Origin of the sequence: Kutzneria sp. CA-103260 (assembly GCF_018263855.1) — a bacterium.
GTDB lineage: Bacteria > Actinomycetota > Actinomycetes > Mycobacteriales > Pseudonocardiaceae > Kutzneria.
In genome coordinates this window covers 636,602-653,210 of record NZ_CP073318.1, presented here as the reverse complement: position 1 = coordinate 653,210, position 16,609 = coordinate 636,602, and the positions used below count along the sequence as shown (strand labels likewise).

The window sequence follows — 16,609 nt, the reverse complement described above, 5'->3', positions numbered from 1 at the left end:
ATTCACCGACAAATCGCTGGGCGTGTGGCGCGTCAGCGATCTGTGAACACCGAACCGCCCTGCAAGCCGATGGACTTGAGCTCGGTGAAGGCCGAGATGCCGGCTTCGCCGTATTCACGGCCGATGCCGCTGCTCTTGAAGCCGCCGAACGGGGCGTGCATGTCCGGGCCGGCGCCGTTGACGAAGAACTGGCCGGTGCGCACCGCCCGGGCCACTTCGACGCCGTGGTCGAAGTCGCTGGTCCACACACCGCCGCTGAGGCCGTAGGCCGAGTCGTTGGCGATGCGGATGGCGTCGGCCTCGTCCTCGTAGGGGATCACGGCGACGACCGGGCCGAAGATCTCCTCCTGGGCGATGCGCATCGAGTTGTCGACGTCGGCGAACACGGTGGGCCGCACGTAGAAGCCGTTGTCGCGGCCCTCGCCGTCGAACCGGCCGGGGCCGCCGGCGACCACCCGCGCGCCTTCCTCGATGCCGAGGTCGATGTAGCCGAGGACCCGCTCGTGCTGCCCCTGGCGGACCATCGGCCCGATGAACGTGGTCGGGTCGGCCGGGTCGCCGACCTTCAGGCCGTCGACCATCTTTCCCAGCGCTGCCACCACTTCGTCGTAGCGGCTGACCGGCGCGAGCACCCGGGTGTGGGCGACGCAGGCCTCGCCGTTGTTGCCGAAGCCGGCGAACCGCAGGCCCGCCACCGTCAGATCCAGGTCGGCGTCCTCGAGAATGATCGACGCCGACTTGCCGCCCAGTTCCAGGGTGACCCGCTTGAGCTGTTCCCCGGCCGCCGAGGCGATCCGGCGGCCGGCGGCGGTCGAGCCGGTGAACGCGATCTTGTCCACGCCGGGGTGGGTCACCAGGTGCTCGCCGACCTCGCGGCCGGCCGGCAGGACGCTGACCACACCGGCCGGGAAGCCGGCCTCGTCGAGGATCTCGGCCAGCAGCAGGGCGTCCAGCGGGGTCTCCGGGGACGGCTTGAGGATCACCGCGCAGCCGGCCAGCAGCGCCGGGATCAGCTTGGTCAGCGCCGAGTGCTGCGGGGCGTTCCAGGGCACGATCGCCGCCACCACGCCCACCGGCTCGCGCCGGACCAGGGTCCGCCGGCCGTCCTCGGTGACCCGCTCGGCCTCCCACGGGTAGGTCCTGGCGATCGCGGTGAATCCGTCCACAAAGGACGTGAGGCGGTGCTGGATGGTCCGGGTGAACCAGCTCGCCGAGCCGTTCTGGGCGGTGGTCAGATCGGCGATCTCGTCGGCCCGCGGGGCGTACAGGCGGCTGAAGCGCTCGATGGCCTGACGACGCTCGTCCGGCGTCAGCCGCGGCCACGGCCCGTGGTCGAACGCCTCGCGGGCCGCTTCGACCGCCCGGTCGACGTCCTCGTTCGAGGCCTCGGGGGCGCGGCCGACCAGCCGCTGGTCGTGCGGCGACCGCACCTCGTACACCCCGTCGCCGGCCGGCGCGACCCAGGCCCCGCCGATGTACAGCTTGTCGTACGTGATCACTTCGACTCCTAAGAGAACGGCGTTGCACTAACTCGAACATAGCGCAACGCCGTTGCGTTAACAAGCCGTAACCCGGCGACCTATCCCCCGCCGGGATCGCTCGCCGGCGCGCTGCCCGCTCTCCCCAACGGGCAGGTTCCGCCGCGAACCTCCCGGGACGCCGCGGTCACGGGAGATAATCGCGCCGGCTGCTCGGCGACGAGGAGGAGACGTGGGCGAGGCGACCAAGGTCGTCAAATGCGTGGTGTGGGACCTGGACAACACGCTCTGGCGCGGCACCCTGCTCGAGGACGGCGACGTCGAACTGGCCGAGGGGCTGCGGGAGGTGCTGGCCGAGCTGGACGGGCGCGGCATCCTGCACTCGGTGGCCAGCAAGAACGACCACGACCTGGCCTGGGCCCGGCTGGAGAGCCTGGGCGTGGCCGAGTACTTCCTGGCCCCGCGGATCGGCTGGGGCGCGAAGTCGGTGTCGGTGCGGGAGATCGCCGAGGAGCTGAACTTCGCCCCGGACACCCTGGCCTTCGTCGACGACCAGCCGGCCGAACGGGCCGAGGTGGCCTACGTCCTGCCCGAGGTGCGCTGCTACCCGGCCGAGCAGGCACTGTCCCTTGTGGACCTTCCCGACTTCACCCCGGTCAGCGTCACGGTGGATTCCCGGCGACGGCGGCAGATGTACCAGGCCGGGCTGCGCCGCACCACCGCCCGCACCGAGTTCACCGGGCCGGACGAGGAGTTCCTGCGGTCGCTGGAACTGCGCATGACCATCGACCGGGCCGGCGAGGAAGCGTTGACCCGGCTGGAAGAGCTGACGCTGCGCACCAGCCAGATGAACGCCACCGGCGTGCACTACCCGGACCACGTGCTACGCGGGCTGTTGACCGATCCCCGGCACGAGGTCCTCGTGGTCACCATGTCCGACCGGTTCGGCGACCACGGCGCGGTCGGCATCGTGCTGCTGGAGAAGCTGGCGGCCGCCTGGCATCTCAAGCTGCTGGCCACCTCGTGCCGGGTGGTCACCTGGGGCGCCGGGTCGACCATCCTGACCTGGCTGGCCGACCAGGCCGCCCGGGCCGGCGTGCATCTCCTCGCCGATTTCCGCCGCACGGACCGGAACCGGATGATGGAGATCGCCTACCGGTTCGCCGGCTTCGACGGCAAGGACTGCGCCTGCCGCGCCGGGGTCGCCGGCGGCGACGGGGAAATCCAGCGCCTGCACCTGATCCCGACGCGCCAGCCGGCTTCGCCCACGGTGACCGTGGCGGCCACCGACATCGAGGCGCTGGCCCCACAAACCTGAGCTACCAAGCCGAACCCATCGACCACACCGTGGTGCCGGTCAGCACGGCGTTCCCGCCGACGGCGAACGCGCTCACGGTGTTGGACTGCGTGTAGCGTGGATAGACGCGGGCGGTCAGCGCGACGCCGGTGGAGGTGAACACCTCGATCGACGAACGGTCGGTCAGCACGCGCAGGCCGAGCTGCCCGGTAGCGTCAGGCGACACCGCCGCCGTGGACACGGAGCCGCCGCCGTAGCCGGAATTCCTGGTGTCCAGGGTGAGTTGGTGGCTCGCCGGGTCGTAGGTGAGGACAACGCCCTCCGCACTGCTGGAGAACAGCCGTAGCCCCAGGCTGGTTCCGGTCGACCGCGTGAGGTCGAAGCCGGTGTTGATGTCCAGCGAGTCGCCGGCAGCGATCGGGGTGTCCTGTCGAATAACCCTTACCCCGTTGTGTGCAGCCAAACTCGTGTGCAGGCGCGAAAGCTCGGGGACCGGGGCGGTGCCCAGGGTGCCGTCGGACTCGACCGACAACACCCGGGTGACGGTCTCCGACTGCGACCAGCCGTCCAGCCGGTTGGGGTCGAACGCGCCGCCGTTGTTCATCCACCCCATCACCAGCGGCCGGCCCGAAGCGTCGACGAACGCCTGCGCGGCATAGAAGTTCGGGCCGGCGTCGAGCTGGCCGGAGGTTCGCGGCGTGAACGTCGAACCGTCGAAGTCGCCGAGGAAGTAGTGCTCCGTCCCGTTCTCCGACACCAACAGCGCCCACTGGCCGCCCACCGGGATCAGGTTCGGGCACTCCCACATGCCGCCGGTCGAGCCGTCACCGGCGAGCAGGACCCCGCGATAGGTCCAGGTCCGAAGATCGGGCGACGAATACAGGTGCACCTCGCCGTGCCCGTTGTGCCCGGAGCCGACGACCATCTTCCACAGGCCGTCGTGCGGGTCACGGAACACCTTGGGGTCGCGGAAACCCGCCTCGGAGTCGGCCGGCGGCGCGGCGATCACCGGATTGGCCGGGCTGGGCGTGAACGTGACGCCGTCGGCGCTGGTCGCCGTGAACACCTGCTCGGGCGTGGCGCCCGGATGCGCGCCGGTGTCGGTGAAATGCGTGTAGAACAGGCGTAGCACACCGTTGTCGTCGACCGCGCTGCCGGACCACTCGCCGGTGGTGTCCGAGGGCGTGGCCGGCGGCGGTGGCGTCAGCGCGACGGGCAAGTTGGTCCAGTGCACGCCGTCGGCCGATCGCGCGTGGGCCCAGTGCATCGGGCCCCAGAACGGGGCGTCCGGGTAGTACTGGGCGAACAGGTTGTACTGGCCGTTGAACTGGATCAGCCCGATCGGATCGTTGATCCAGCCCTGGTACGGCGTGTAGTGGTACTGCGGGCGCAGCGGGTCGGCGGCGTAGCGGGCCGGCGCCGGGCCGGTCGCCGGCTGCCGCGCGGAGCCCAGTTTCCGTGCGGTCAGGCCGTTTCCGGCGTCGTCGACGTTGGTCGTGCGGACGTCGTCAAGGTTCAGATGGCCCCAGCCGCCGGTGGCGGTGTCCACTGCCTCCAGGTACACCGACTGCCCGCGCACCGCACTGGTGTCCCAGGTGATCCGGGCCAGCTGCTCGCTGTTCCACCCGGTCTGGCGGTCCAGCACCTGGCCGTCGGCGGCGCGAACCAGTTCCACGTAGAGGTTCTGCGGATCGTAGCCGCCGCCGATCAGGAAACTCAGCTCGTCGGTGGCGGGGAAGGTCGAGGACCGGGCGGTGCCGGTCGCCTTGTCCTGATTCGCGAGATAACCGGACAAGAAGCAGACACCGTGCTGGTCAAAGGTTCCTCCCCACCACGTCGTCTCCCGGGTCACGCTGAACGCGTCCCCGGTGACCGCCCATCCGGCGGTGTCACAGGATTCGAAGTCGAGATTGGGCGGTGTGGCGGTCGGCGTGACCGGTAGGACGGACAGTGCCAGCGCAGCGGCGATGCGGCGGGACATGGGCACTCCTCGACCATAATTCCGTTGAGGGACAAGGGTCTCTCACCGGAGGTGCGATGGCGGTCGACCGTCCGACCGCTCCATGGTAGCCGCCGCGCGCAAGGCCGAGGGTCAGGCGTCGGCCCCGCTGGCGATCACGTTGGTGGGCTTGGCCGGCGCCACCCGGCCGGGCTCCAGCGAGATCGCGAACCGGGTGAGCCCGTCGGCCGAGGCCGGCCAGTCCACCACGATCGGCCCCGCGCTGCCGACCGGGACGTCGAACGCCGCCAACGCCGTCGGGCCGCTGGAACCCAGTCCCCAGGCCACGTACCGCTGGTTCGGGGAGTTCGCCGCCAGTCCCAGCGGGAACACCACTGCCCCGGCCGGACCGGTCACCAGCATCGCGGCCGGCTTGCCGGCGGCGTTGGTCAACACGGCCCGGGCTGCCGACGGGGACCCGACGATGGACTGCACCATCGACTCGCCCGCGGCCTGTGCCTGCTGCTGACTGGTCAGCCGACTGACCTGCACGCCCAGCACAGTCGTCACGCCGCCGAGCACGATCACCACTGCGGCGGCCGCGGCCAGCAGCCCGCGACTGCGGCGCTCCCGCTTTCGCCGAGCCGTGTCGATCGACACCACCGGCGAAGCCGTCAGCGGGGACGCCTGATCGATCGCCGCCAGCAGGCGTGCCCGCAGCTCCGGCGGCGGCTCGTGCTGATCCACGGACTCCCCCAGCCTGGCGCCGACCTGCTCGATCTCCCGCACCGTCTGCCGGCACTCCGGGCAGGCCGGGAGGTGCGTGCGGACTATCCGCTCCGCCGCGGGCTCCAGGGCGTACAGCGCCCAGCCCACTGCGTTCTCCAGCTGCGGGCAGTGCCCGTCGTCGCGGACCGCGTCCATCACTGCACCTCCATTCCGCCGTCGTTGTAGTGGCCGCCGTTGTGGTGGCCGCGCGCCAGCGAGGCCAACAGGTCCCGCAGCCGCTTGATCCCGGCGAACGTCCGCGACTTGACCGTGCCCAGCGGCAGGCCGGTCATCGAGGCCACCTCGGCCTGGGTGTAACCGCCGAGATAGGCCAGCGCGATGACCTGCCGCTGGTCCACGGACAGCTGCCGCAGCGCCTGCCGCACCAGCCCGCCCACGACCCCGGTCAGCGCCTGCTCGTCCGCCCCGGCCGCCGCCGGTGACGCCCGGTCGATGACCTCGTCGCCGCCGAGCAGGTTGCGCTTGCGGTGGCTGGCCTGCCGCCGCACGACGTCGACCGAGCGGTGGTGCACCAGCGTGAGCAGCCAGGAGGCGAACCCGCCGCGGTCGGGGTCGAACCGGCCCGGGTCCTTCCACACCGCCAGGAACGCCTCCTGGACGGCCTCCTCGGCGAACTCCGGGTCCACGCACACCCGCAGGGCCAGCGAGTAGGCCTGGCGGCTGTAGCGGTCGTACAGCGCGGCGAAGGCCTGCTGGTCGCCGGCGGCCACGGCCGCGACCAGCTCCGCGTCGGCGGAGCGGCGTTCAGCTCTCGGCTCGGTGTCCACGCAGATCGTCACCTCGGTTGTTCGGCCGCGGCCGGCGGTTCGGTTCGACTGCGCGCCGGATCGGACGCCTCTTTTTTGCAAACCCGTTCGCTGGAAGGCGAAAGCGCCCCGACGCCGGTGGCGCCGAGGGCTTCCGCCGATCATGTGAGTGATGCTCAGCTGCCTGGGGTGAGAACCCTGTCGATGACGAAGACGGTGGCGTTGCCGGTGGGGATGTTGCCGCACAGCACCTTCGCACCGTTGACCATCATGCCCGAGGTCTTGTCACCGGCGATCTTCACGGTGCCGCCCTGCAGCGTCTTCTCCGAGCCGGCGGCGATCAGGCCGTCAGCGTCGAAACGCTGCGGCAGCACGTGGTACTGCAGGATCGGCGCGAGGGTGGCCGGATCCTTGGCCAGGGCGGCGAACTTGTCCGCGCCCAGGGCGTCGAAGGCCGGGTCGTACGGGGCGAACACGGTGATCGCCTTCTGCGAGTTCAGGGTGTCGCCCAGGTTCGCCGCGCCGACCGCGGCGACCAGCTTGGTCAGCAGCGGGTTGTTGCTGGCCGCGGTGGCCACCGGGTCGCTGGCCATGCCGTTGAGGGATCCCTTGCCGCTGCTGGGGATCTGGCCGCAGGCCGGGCCGAAGGTGTCGCTGGTCTTGGTCACTCCGTCCGAAGTGGACATCGTGGTGGTGGGGGCGGCCATCGAGGTGGTGGTGCCGCCCGTGGCGGCCGAGTTCGAGCCGTTGCCGCACGCGGCAAGGGAAACAGCGGCCGCACCGATCACGGCGACGGCGGCGACACGGTGGAAAGTGCGCATGCGAAATCAACTCCAGCATTGAAGGGGAGAGCGATGCCCAGCGGATCGGGAGCATCTGCGGTATCTGCTCAGTGTTCGGGCCACCCCGCAGGAGCGGTTCGACCCAGTCGGTAACGCTTAGGTCACGGCGCGGTGGTGAACACAATCGTGTGCCAGCCGGTGGCGCCGTCCGGGATCGGACCGACCCGATCCCGGGTCTGGGTGTAGCCGGTAGTGTCCGTGGCCCGGCACATCACCGTGTGGGTGCCGGGCTTGAGGTCGTAGACCTTGCGCCACATGCGCCACGTCTCGTTGTTGACGCTCACCGCGAGGTCGGCCTCCTGCCAGGGGCCGCCGTCCATCCGCAGCTCGACCTTGGCGATGCCCTTGGTCTGGGCCCACGCGATGCCCGCCACCACGACCTTTCCCGTGGGCAGCGACTGGAGGCCCTGCGGCATGTCGATGCGCGACTCCGTCTTGATCGGCGCCCGCTCGGCGTAGCCGCGGGGAACCCAGTACTGCTTCTTCACGGCGAACGTGGTGAGCTCGATGTCCTTGAGCCACTTGGTCGCCGAGGCGTAGCCGTAGACGCCCGGAACCACCAGCCGGGCCGGAAAACCGTGTTCGGGCGGCAGTGCCTGGCCGTTCATGCCGATCGCCAGCATCGCGTCCCGGCGCGGGTCCAGCACCGAGGACACCGGGCTGCCAGCGCTGTATCCGTCCACACTGGACGAGAGGACCTGGTCCGCTTCCGGTCTGACACCGGCCTTGGCCAGCAGGTCCCGCAGCAACACACCGGTGAAGTTCGCGGTGGAGACGTACGGGCCACCGACCTCATTGGACACACAGGTCATGGTGATGGTCCGGGTAACCAGATCCATGGCCATGATGTCGGCGAAGGTGAGGTTCAGCTCCCGCTCGACCAGGCCATGCACGCGCAACGTCCAGTCCTCGGCCCGCAACTGCGGCACCGACAGCGCGGTGTCCACCCGGTAGAACTGGGCGTTGGGGGTCAAGAACGTGGGCGTGCCATCGCTGGCGAAGTCCGCGCCACCGGGGATGGCCGGCAGCGTGTGCTTGGCCAGCATCTGGGTGACCTTCGCTCGGGAGCCCTCCACATCCACCTTGCCGACCAGCAGCCGACCGCCCACACCGGCCAGTCCGATGCCGGCGACCGCGCCGAGGGAGCCGAGCAGGAATCTCCGCCGCCCCGGCACGTCGCTGTCCGTGCCTCGCGCCAGCCGGTGCAGCCAGCGGAACACCGCCACTCCGGTGATCAGGCTGGCCAGCGGAGCGATCACCCCTATCGCCGCGATGTTCGGCCTGGCCAGCACCGCCACCGCCCCGAGGCCGCCCAATGCCACCGCGAGCACCGTCCCCGGCCACGGCGTTCGCCGGGACAGCACACCGGCCGTGGCCGCCACTGCCAGCAGGAACACGCCCATGCCGGCCAGCAGCGCGAGTTTGTCGTACGTGCCGAAGGTCCGGACCGCGAAGTCCTTGAGCGGCAAGGGAGTCAGGTCGATCGCACTGTTGCCGACAGCCAGGAAGGGCGAGGCGTCCGGATCGACGAACGCCGCCACCAGGTCGCCGACCGCCAGCGCCGCGCCGACGGCGAGGACGCCGACCACGATGGCGACCATTGTCGACAGCGGGCGGGAACGGTGATCCATGCCCCGTGTTCGCCTCTCGTTGGCGCACCGGTTCACCCAACCTTCGCCCTCGCCTCCAGCTGAAACGCGCCCGGGATCGCTATCGTCACCGCGTGACCGACTTCGCGCAGATCCAGCAGCGTGAGCTTGCCGCGCTCGCCGACGACCTCAGCGGGCTCGACCCCCAGCAGTGGCGCTCGACCACCCTGTGCGCCGACTGGGATGTCGAGGAAGTCGTGGCCCATCTCGGTGCCGCCACCCGGTTCACCCGGTGGCGCTGGATCCGCAGCATGATCGGCGCACGCTTCGACCCCGACCTGCACAACCGCCGCCGCCTTGAGGAGTTCCGCGGCGCCACCCCTCAGGACACCCTCGACCGCTTCCGCCACGTCGGCCCCATCGTCCTGCCGACCAAGTCCTCCCCCTTCGGCCTCAGCGAAGTGATCATCCACGCCGAGGACATCCGCCGGCCGCTCGGCCTGCGCCACTCCCCCGACCCCACCGGCCTGCTCGCCGTCGCCCACTTCCTGGCCGCCAAGGACTTCGCCGTCAAGAGCAGGACCCTGGCCAAGGACCTCTCCCTGCAAGCCACCGACGCCGACTTCCACTCCGGCACCGGCCCCGAAATCCGCGGGCCGCTGCTGTCCCTGGTCATGACACTGGCCGGCCGCCCCGCCTTCCTGTCCGACCTCAGCGGCGACGGCACTCCCGAACTGAGCCGACGACTGGCGTCCTGAACGCTCGCCGCCGGACTGGCAAACTGGGGGTATGCGAGCGAGCAGGTTGGTCTCGGCCCTGTTGCTGCTCCAGTCCCGGGGGCGTATGACGGCCCGGCAGCTGGCCGAGGAACTCGACGTGTCCGTGCGCACCGTCTACCGGGACATGGAATCCCTTGGCGCGGCTGGCATCCCGCTGTACAGCGAGGCCGGCCACGACGGCGGCTACCAGCTGCTGGCGGGCTATCGGACCAAGCTGACCGGCCTGACCGAACCGGAGGCCGAGGCGCTGTTCCTGGCCGGGCTGCCCGGCCCGGCCGCCGACCTCGGTCTCGGCCCGGTGCTGGCCACCGCCCAGCTCAAGCTGATGGCCGCGCTGCCCGAGGAGCTGCGTGACCGGGCCGGCCGCATCCAGCAGCGTTTCCACCTCGACACCTCCAGCTGGTACGCCGACCAGGAGCCGGTGCCGCAGCTGGCCGGTGTGGTGCACGCGGCGTGGAACCAGGTGCGGGTGGAGCTGACGTATCTGCGGTGGGCGGAGCCCTGTGAGGTGACCAGGACGCTCGATCCGTACGGCGTGGTGCTCAAGGCGGGGCGCTGGTACCTGGTGGCTCGCGGCTCCGAGTCGGTGCGGACGTACCGAATCTCGCAGATCCGCCGGCTGCGGATGCTGGCGGAGCGGTTCGAGCGGCCGGCGGACTTCGATCTCGGCCAGCACTGGGACAGCTACCTCCAGGAGTTCGACACCCGCCGGCACGTCGGCGAGGCGACGGTGCGGATGTCGCCGTCGCTGTTCGACCGGCTGCCCCACCTGCTGGAGCCGGCCCTGGTGCGCGCCGCCCGGCTCAGCGCGCGGCGGGAGCCCGACGGCTGGATCCGGTCGGTGATCCCGATCGAGACCATGGACCACACCGTGGGGCTGCTGCTGCGGCTGGGTGCGGAGGCTGAGGTGCTCGATCCGGAGCCGTTGCGGCGGCGGATGGCCGACACCGCGGCCGAGCTGGCCCGCGTCTACGCCGAGCGGCGGCCGGCGCTGGTGTGAGCCGACTTCGCTGACACAAGATGTCAGTGAACCCCGGATAGCTTCCGGACACGGGCGCGGAGGGACTGTGCCTCCAGACCACCCGATCGTTCCGCCGTCCCGGAGGTTCGCCATGTCCACCCGCGCCCGGCTGCTGCTGTTGGCCCTGGGCCTGTTCGCGATAGGAACCGACGGCTACGTCATCACCGGCCTGCTGCCCCAGATCGGCCACGACCTTCGCGTCACCGACAGCGCGGCCGGGCTGCTGGTCACCGTGTTCGCGCTCGCCTACGCCATCGGCGCGCCGGTGCTCGGAGTGCTCACGAGCCACCTGCCCCGCAAGCCGCTGCTGATCACCGGCCTCGCGGTCTTCGCGGTGATGAACTTCGCGATGGCGGCGGTCGACTCCTACCCGCTGATGATGATCGTGCGGGTGCTGGCCGCGCTGGCCGCCGCCGTGTTCACCCCAGCGTCCTCGGCGACCGCCGCCGCGATCGCCGAGGACGGCAAGCGTGGGCAGGCGCTGGCCACGGTGTCCGCCGGCATCAGCCTCGCCACCGCCCTCGGCGTGCCGATCGGGGCGCTGGTCGGCGGCGCGTTCGGCTGGCGCGTCACGTTCATCGCCGTCGCCGTGCTCGGTGTCGCCGCCACCGTCGGCCTGCTCGTGCTGCTGCCGTCCGTGCGGACGCCGCCTCCGGCCGGCCTCCGCGCGCGGATCTCGGTGGCCCGCTACCGAGGCGTGCCCGCCGCGCTCGGCCTGACCACCCTGTGGATCACCGGCGCGTTCACCGTGCTCACCTACATCGGCGTTGTCCTCGACGGCCTCGGCGGCGTCCACGGCCCGGCGCTGAGCCTGTGGCTGCTGATCTTCGGGGTCGCCGCCGTCGCCGGCAACGCCGTCGGTGGACGGGCCGCCGACCGCTACAACACCACCAAGCTCGTCGTGATCAGCACCGCCGGGCTCACCGCCGTACTGGCCGGCTTCGGTCTGCTCGGCTCGCTCGGCGTCAACGGTGCCACCGGCGCCGTGGCAACTGCGGTGATGCTGGCGCTGTGGGGCGTGTTCGGCTGGTCCTTCCTGCCAATCCAGCAACACCGCCTGGTCGAGCTCGCCCCGAACGACGCGGGCGTGGTGCTGTCGCTCAGCGCCAGCGCCACCTACATCGGCATCTCCCTCGGCGGCCTGCTGGGCTCGATCGCGCTCGGCACCTCCGGCATCACCGCCGTCGGCTGGACCGCCGGCGGTGTCGAGTCACTGGCCGTACTCGCCGCCGCGGCCATCGCACTGAGCCGGCTCCGGGAACCGACCGGCATCGCCAAGGAGGAGTCGTGGTCACCGTCGAGGACATCCGGGCACTGACGAAATCGTTGCCGCGCAGCGAGGAACACCTCGTGCGGGACCAGGTGAAGTTCCGGGTCGGACGGCTGGTCTACCTCGCGCTGTCGCCGGACGAGACGACCATGGGCTTCGCCTACCCGAAGGAACACCGCGAAGCCCTCGTCACCGCCGAACCCCACAAGTTCCACCTGCCGAGGCCGTCCGACATGCGCTACAACTGGGTCGACGCCACGCTCACCCACCTCGGCACCGAGGAACTGACCGAACTGGTGATCAACGCCTGGACCATGTGCGTGCCCAAGTCGGTCGCCGCCGCATTCCTCGACACCGTCAGTCAGCGGCGCCGTCCAGGCCCAGGGACTCGCCGTTGAAGACGCCGAGCTGTTCGTTGTAGAACTCCAGGCCGACGCCGTTGGGGTCGCGGACGTAGAGGCTGTCGTCGACGCCGCGGTCGGGGCCGAGGTAGTCGATGCCCTCGGCGTCCAGCTTGGCCTTGATGGCGGCGAAGTGGGCGGCGTCGACGGACAGGGCGAGGTGCTGGACGGCGCCGATGGTCTCGGTGAAGTCGGGGTGGGGGTGGCCGGGGAAGTCGAAGAAGCCGAGCAGGTTGCGGTTGCCGAGGTCGAAGAAGAAGTGGCTGGAGCCGGCGTAGTCGCGGTTCTCGACCAGCTCGACCAGGGGGAAGCCGAGGAACTCCTGGTAGAAGCGGATGGTGGCCTCGACGTCCTTGGCGATCAGGGCGATGTGGTGCACGCCCCGGACTGGGGTGGCGGGGCGCTGACCGACGGGACGCAGGTACTGGGCCTTGAGCTCGGCACGGCGGGTGCGCACGGCCTCAAGCTCGGCGCCTTCCGGTTGCGGCATGGTGGCCTCCTTCTCGGGTAAGGCCGAGTGTAGTTGAAGGCTCAACAACTCGCCACCGCTGTGACGAACGCCCTGATCCGGGCCGGGTCCTTGATGCCCTTGGACGCCTCGACGCCGGAACTGACGTCGACGGAGAGCGTGCGGCACAGCGGCCGCAGGGCGGCGATGCCGGCGGCGACGTTGTCGGGGGTCAGCCCGCCGGACAGCACGAGGTGCGCGTCCGGCGCGGGCGGCAGCAGCGACCAGTCGAAGGGGCGGCCACCGCCGCCGTAGCCGGGAACGTGAGCGTCCACCAGAATCGCCCGCGCCCGGTCGAAACGCTTCGAGAAGCCGGCCAGGTCGAACGGCGGCGTGTCGGGGTCGAGGGGAATGCGGGCGGCACGGAGGAAGGCCAACTGGCCCCGCTGGGAGGCAGCCCAGCAGTCCTCGGGCGTCTCGTCACCGTGGAACTGCAGCAGCGCACCGGGAACGGCCGCCACGGCGGCGGCCACGTCCTCGACGGACGCGTTCACGAACAGCAGCACCGGCGTGACGAAGGCCGGCAGCCGGGCCGCCAGCTCGGCAGCCCGTTGCGGCGTCACATATCTGGGGCTGGGCGGGTAGAGCACGAAGCCGATCGCGTCGGCCCCCGCGTCGACCGCCGCGTCGACGTCCTCGGTCCTGGTCAGACCACAGATCTTCACGGCCGTTCTGCTCGCCATGAGCCGCACCGTACACGCACCGCCGGCCTTCCCCCATTCGAGTTCACCCCCCTAACGGCGCCGGCCGGGTTGCGAACTAACTGTCATGAGCGTGTGCACGACGTGCGAACAGGAACTCCGCCCCAACGCGCGGTTCTGTGGATCGTGCGGGACGCCCGTCGCGCAGCAGCAACAGCAACAGCCGTCAACCCAGCAGCCGAACACCGAGCCGCCGCCGGCCCTGAGGTCGCCGGACTCGCAGCCGCTGGCCGAGCCGCCGACGGTCCCGCAGCCGTACCCGGCGCCGCCGCAGCCCCGGCACGGCGCGCCCCGAAGCGTGCTGCTGCCGGTCGCCGCCGGGGCGGCCGTGGTGGCGCTGGCGGCGACCGCGGTGGTGGTTTTTGTGTTGCCACGCTTCACGAACCCCGCGCAGTCGGGACCGTCGTCGGTGACCGCCAGCCTGCCGCTGTCCTCCCCACCGCTGTCCACGACGCCCGTCGAGATCACCACGACCACGACGGAGCCAACCACCACCACGCCGACCGCGGCGACCGAGGCGGATCTGGCCCAGCAGGTGGCCACCGACCACGCGACCGCGGAAACCCTTGTCGGGCAGTGGGTTCCGCAGGTCTCGTCGAAGAAGATCGGGCTCGTGGTCAACGGCGTCACGTTCGGCTACCCGGAGATCATGGCCGACTTCCAGACGCTGAAGGCCCGCATCCCGCAGGCAGTCATGGTGAACTCCAACGACTACACCAACTTCTCCGGCAAGGACTTCTGGGTCACCGTGGCCGCCACCCCGTTCGGCACCGCCGACCAGGCCAACCAGTGGTGCGACCAGCAGGGCTTCGCCGAGCAGGACTGCTACGCCAGCCGCCTCATGCACACCGGCGGCCCGGCCGGCAACTCCAAGACCCGCTGACCGTATGTGCGTCTCCAAGACCCACAAACCACGCCCCTGAAGGTCTTCAACGGCTACAAACCCCCGACCGGTTTGTAGCCGTTGAAGACCTCTGTGGACAGGGTTTGCGGGTCTTGGAGACACTTATACCCTGTCAGGACAGGAACTTGGCGATCAGTTTGGTGATCTCCATGACCGGCTCGCTGAGCACGCCGACGATGCCGGCGATCCGCTGCCAGCCGGAGCGCACCGCGTCCCGGTTCGGCACGCCGCTGCGCAGCTGCGCCTCGATCTCGTCCAGCCGGGCCCGGACGTCGTCCCGGCCGTCGGCGGGCGCGTCGCGCAGCAGGTCCGCCCGCTGCGCCACCAACGCCGCCAGCAAGGCGTCGGCCGGGGCGCCGTAGTTGTTGTTGACGGTGGACCGGGACCCGATCGCGCTGCCGCTGATGTGCGCCTTGCTGAGGTCGAACTTGTCGCCCATCGCCTTGTCAGCCCTTCTTGTTGTTGACGGAGCTGCGGGTGCCGACCGCGGAGTCGATGAGCGTGCTGCCGCTCAGGTCGTAGTTGTTCACCTGGGGATCGGCCAGCTTCATGAACTCCACCACGGAATAGCCGCGGTCCTGGAGGTACTCGCCGACCGCGCGGAACAGCGTGGAGTCCAGGATCCGCACGTACCGTTCGACGTCCACGTCCTGGAAGTAGCTCTGCACCCGGTCGGCCTGGGCCGCCTCCCGCAGGCTGCGGTCGGCGCCGTACTTGGCCGGCATCACCTCGTTCACGCCCTGCTTCAACGGCGTGAACCGGCGGAACACCGACGCCACCCGGCGCACGATCGTGGCCGGCAGCACCATCAGCTCGACGGCGGTGGACTTCAGCGGGGCCAGCAGCGGATCGCGGTACTGGTCGATGGCCCGGAACACCGGCATGATCGGCAGCAGCGCGAAGAACCGCCACTCCAGGAACAGCATCTTCTGGTCGGTGCCGGCGTGCACGTAGCAGGACGTGGTGAGGTCCCGGTCCCAGGCCTCGACCCGGTAGCAGCTGTAGTAGCGCGCCCACTCGACGGCCGCGTCGGCCAGCGCGCGAGCCTCGTCCACCGACACCCGCGACACCGGCGCGTGGTCCAGGTCGGCCAGGATCTCCGGCACGATCCGGTGGTCGATCACCAGCCGGTCGGCGGGAATCAGCACCTGCTCGCGGCGCACCAGGTCCTCCAGCCGGCGGCCGGGGCCGAGGGTGGAGGTGGTGCGCAACCGGTTGATGGCCTTGGTGACATGGTCGTGCAGACCGGTGACGCTGATGGGCTGCGGCTCCTCGTCCTCGTCGGACGGTTCGAGCGGCAGGGCGATCAGCTGGTCGTGCACGGGCACGCCGGCCCCGATGAACGGCGAGAATCCCCGGTGCACCACCACGTCCGCGGCATCGGCGCGTTGGTCGGCGTGCTCGGTGGCGGCGACCCGTTGCAGCGGCAGGTGGAACGTGGGCAGCCCGAGGCTGCGCAGCCGGCGCTCCCACTCGTGCTGACTGGTCCGGCCGTCGGCGAGGAAGTCGGTGCGGCTGAACCGGTTGTACACCAGGTACTGCACCGCGAACTGGTCCACCGCGACCACGGCGACGATCGACAGCAGCACGATCACCGTGAGCAGCAGGGACACGCTGAAACCGCCGCCGGCGTCCGAGGTAGTAGGCGTCGAGTCGTAGGTTCCGCCGCTGTCGTACGAACCCGAACGGCTGCCCAGTGAGGAGAAGATCGACAGCGCCGCGAAACCGACACTGCCGACCACCGCGATCAGCGCCACCACCAGCAGCAGGACGATGCCCAGGATGGCCGCGCCGCGCCGGCTCATCGCGAAGCGCCCCAGCACCAACGCCAGCAGCAGCGCGAACACCAGCCACGGCAGGAAGACGATCGGGCCGGCGAACAGCAGCACGGCCAGCAGCCCCAGCAGCACGCCGTCCCGGATCCGCCGACGGGCCCGGGAGGCGACTGCCTCGCGCAGCACCGCGGTCGTGTCCACGCCGGGCGCGGGCGGGATCGCCCGCAACGGCTCCACCAGGAACTCGCGGATAGCCGAGTTGGCGTAACCCTCGCTGAGCTGTGCGGCCGCACACAGGTATCGGGTCGTGTTGTCCCGCTGCACCAGTGACGCCCCGCAGGCCTGGCAGTACTTGTCGCCGCCGGGGTTCACCTCCTTGCAGCGCCAACAGTGCTGGTTGCGTTCGGTGCCGCCGGCAGCCATAGCCGCTCCCCTCCGAGGGCGCTTTCTCGTCCAGAGATCGCCCGTTCGGCCGGGACTCGTTAGCTCATGTCACTCGTTCGCGGCAACGGTGGCGCGCCACCCACTGCGTCCCCGGCCGGCCGCCCACCTAAGATCCCCCGCAGCGAG

General features: G+C 70.5%; 16 protein-coding genes. 6 read left to right on the top strand and 10 right to left on the bottom strand.

Annotation, left to right across the window (positions count from 1 at the left end; genetic code table 11):
- Positions 1 to 32: 32 nt before the first annotated feature.
- On the bottom strand, positions 33 to 1,499 hold the full coding sequence (locus tag JJ691_RS02760; RefSeq protein WP_211767222.1) for an aldehyde dehydrogenase: 1,467 nt from the start codon (positions 1,497 to 1,499) through the stop codon (positions 33 to 35).
- Between the two features lie 211 nt (positions 1,500 to 1,710).
- Here JJ691_RS02760 and JJ691_RS02755 point away from each other — a divergent pair, with 211 nt between their 5' ends.
- Positions 1,711 to 2,796, top strand: coding sequence for an HAD-IIIC family phosphatase (locus JJ691_RS02755; protein ID WP_211767221.1), 1,086 nt, complete (start codon positions 1,711 to 1,713; stop codon positions 2,794 to 2,796).
- Between the two features lies 1 nt (position 2,797).
- On the opposite strand, the gene JJ691_RS02750 is transcribed toward JJ691_RS02755, so the two are convergent.
- From JJ691_RS02750 to JJ691_RS02730, 5 genes are all read right to left on the bottom strand, one after another.
- The gene (locus JJ691_RS02750; RefSeq protein ID WP_211767220.1) at positions 2,798 to 4,756 is read right to left on the bottom strand and encodes a glycoside hydrolase family 32 protein; all 1,959 of its coding nucleotides are present in this window, start codon (positions 4,754 to 4,756) and stop codon (positions 2,798 to 2,800) included.
- Positions 4,757 to 4,867: 111 nt separating this feature from the next.
- Positions 4,868 to 5,638 carry an anti-sigma factor domain-containing protein gene (locus JJ691_RS02745; protein ID WP_211767219.1) on the bottom strand — a complete coding sequence of 257 codons (771 nt, stop codon included), beginning with the start codon at positions 5,636 to 5,638 and terminating at the stop codon, positions 4,868 to 4,870.
- Positions 5,638 to 6,270 carry a sigma-70 family RNA polymerase sigma factor gene (locus JJ691_RS02740; protein ID WP_249227640.1) on the bottom strand — a complete coding sequence of 211 codons (633 nt, stop codon included), beginning with the start codon at positions 6,268 to 6,270 and terminating at the stop codon, positions 5,638 to 5,640. Before JJ691_RS02740 ends, JJ691_RS02745 begins: the two co-directional genes overlap by 1 nt.
- Positions 6,271 to 6,425: 155 nt before the next feature.
- Positions 6,426 to 7,070 carry a fasciclin domain-containing protein gene (locus tag JJ691_RS02735; RefSeq protein WP_211767217.1) on the bottom strand — a complete coding sequence of 215 codons (645 nt, stop codon included), beginning with the start codon at positions 7,068 to 7,070 and terminating at the stop codon, positions 6,426 to 6,428.
- A gap of 122 nt (positions 7,071 to 7,192) precedes the next feature.
- Positions 7,193 to 8,722, bottom strand: coding sequence for a molybdopterin-dependent oxidoreductase (locus JJ691_RS02730; protein ID WP_211767216.1), 1,530 nt, complete (start codon positions 8,720 to 8,722; stop codon positions 7,193 to 7,195).
- Positions 8,723 to 8,814: 92 nt separating this feature from the next.
- Here JJ691_RS02730 and JJ691_RS02725 point away from each other — a divergent pair, with 92 nt between their 5' ends.
- From JJ691_RS02725 to JJ691_RS02710, 4 genes are all read left to right on the top strand, one after another.
- Complete coding sequence (locus JJ691_RS02725) at positions 8,815 to 9,438, top strand: maleylpyruvate isomerase family mycothiol-dependent enzyme (RefSeq protein WP_211767215.1); 624 nt, start codon at positions 8,815 to 8,817, stop codon at positions 9,436 to 9,438.
- Positions 9,439 to 9,469: 31 nt separating this feature from the next.
- Positions 9,470 to 10,459: a helix-turn-helix transcriptional regulator gene (locus tag JJ691_RS02720; protein ID WP_211767214.1), complete on the top strand. Its 990-nt coding sequence runs from the start codon at positions 9,470 to 9,472 to the stop codon at positions 10,457 to 10,459.
- A gap of 112 nt (positions 10,460 to 10,571) precedes the next feature.
- A complete protein-coding gene (locus JJ691_RS02715) occupies positions 10,572 to 11,798 on the top strand; it encodes an MFS transporter (RefSeq protein WP_211767213.1) in 1,227 nt (408 codons plus the stop codon).
- Positions 11,768 to 12,148: an MmcQ/YjbR family DNA-binding protein gene (locus JJ691_RS02710; protein WP_211767212.1), complete on the top strand. Its 381-nt coding sequence runs from the start codon at positions 11,768 to 11,770 to the stop codon at positions 12,146 to 12,148. Before JJ691_RS02715 ends, JJ691_RS02710 begins: the two co-directional genes overlap by 31 nt.
- On the opposite strand, the gene JJ691_RS02705 is transcribed toward JJ691_RS02710, so the two are convergent.
- Together JJ691_RS02705 and JJ691_RS02700 are read right to left on the bottom strand one after the other, a co-directional pair.
- Positions 12,108 to 12,641: a VOC family protein gene (locus JJ691_RS02705; protein WP_211767211.1), complete on the bottom strand. Its 534-nt coding sequence runs from the start codon at positions 12,639 to 12,641 to the stop codon at positions 12,108 to 12,110. The two genes, JJ691_RS02710 and JJ691_RS02705, sit on opposite strands and share 41 nt — an antisense overlap.
- A gap of 41 nt (positions 12,642 to 12,682) precedes the next feature.
- Positions 12,683 to 13,342 carry a phosphoribosylanthranilate isomerase gene (locus JJ691_RS02700; protein WP_211767210.1) on the bottom strand — a complete coding sequence of 220 codons (660 nt, stop codon included), beginning with the start codon at positions 13,340 to 13,342 and terminating at the stop codon, positions 12,683 to 12,685.
- A gap of 85 nt (positions 13,343 to 13,427) precedes the next feature.
- Here JJ691_RS02700 and JJ691_RS02695 point away from each other — a divergent pair, with 85 nt between their 5' ends.
- On the top strand, positions 13,428 to 14,243 hold the full coding sequence (locus JJ691_RS02695; protein ID WP_211767209.1) for a zinc ribbon domain-containing protein: 816 nt from the start codon (positions 13,428 to 13,430) through the stop codon (positions 14,241 to 14,243).
- A 133-nt stretch (positions 14,244 to 14,376) separates the two neighbouring features.
- Here the strand turns inward: JJ691_RS02695 and JJ691_RS02690 are convergent, their stop codons facing one another.
- Positions 14,377 to 14,703, bottom strand: a complete 327-nt coding sequence (locus JJ691_RS02690) for a hypothetical protein (RefSeq protein WP_211767208.1) — start codon at positions 14,701 to 14,703, stop codon at positions 14,377 to 14,379.
- 7 nt (positions 14,704 to 14,710) lie between these two features.
- Entirely contained in the window at positions 14,711 to 16,462 is a 1,752-nt protein-coding gene (locus tag JJ691_RS02685) for a zinc ribbon domain-containing protein (protein ID WP_211767207.1), read from the bottom strand.
- Positions 16,463 to 16,609: the final 147 nt, after the last annotated feature.

Coding starts and splice junctions, on each gene's coding strand:
- JJ691_RS02750 (WP_211767220.1), bottom strand. CDS start 4,756: ATGTCCCGCCGCATCGCCGCTGCGCTGGCACTGTCCGTCCTACCGGTC.
- JJ691_RS02745 (WP_211767219.1), bottom strand. CDS start 5,638: ATGGACGCGGTCCGCGACGACGGGCACTGCCCGCAGCTGGAGAACGCA.
- JJ691_RS02735 (WP_211767217.1), bottom strand. CDS start 7,070: ATGCGCACTTTCCACCGTGTCGCCGCCGTCGCCGTGATCGGTGCGGCC.
- JJ691_RS02730 (WP_211767216.1), bottom strand. CDS start 8,722: ATGGATCACCGTTCCCGCCCGCTGTCGACAATGGTCGCCATCGTGGTC.
- JJ691_RS02720 (WP_211767214.1), top strand. CDS start 9,470: ATGCGAGCGAGCAGGTTGGTCTCGGCCCTGTTGCTGCTCCAGTCCCGG.
- JJ691_RS02715 (WP_211767213.1), top strand. CDS start 10,572: ATGTCCACCCGCGCCCGGCTGCTGCTGTTGGCCCTGGGCCTGTTCGCG.
- JJ691_RS02705 (WP_211767211.1), bottom strand. CDS start 12,641: ATGCCGCAACCGGAAGGCGCCGAGCTTGAGGCCGTGCGCACCCGCCGT.
- JJ691_RS02700 (WP_211767210.1), bottom strand. CDS start 13,342: ATGGCGAGCAGAACGGCCGTGAAGATCTGTGGTCTGACCAGGACCGAG.
- JJ691_RS02695 (WP_211767209.1), top strand. CDS start 13,428: ATGAGCGTGTGCACGACGTGCGAACAGGAACTCCGCCCCAACGCGCGG.
- JJ691_RS02690 (WP_211767208.1), bottom strand. CDS start 14,703: ATGGGCGACAAGTTCGACCTCAGCAAGGCGCACATCAGCGGCAGCGCG.
- JJ691_RS02685 (WP_211767207.1), bottom strand. CDS start 16,462: ATGGCTGCCGGCGGCACCGAACGCAACCAGCACTGTTGGCGCTGCAAG.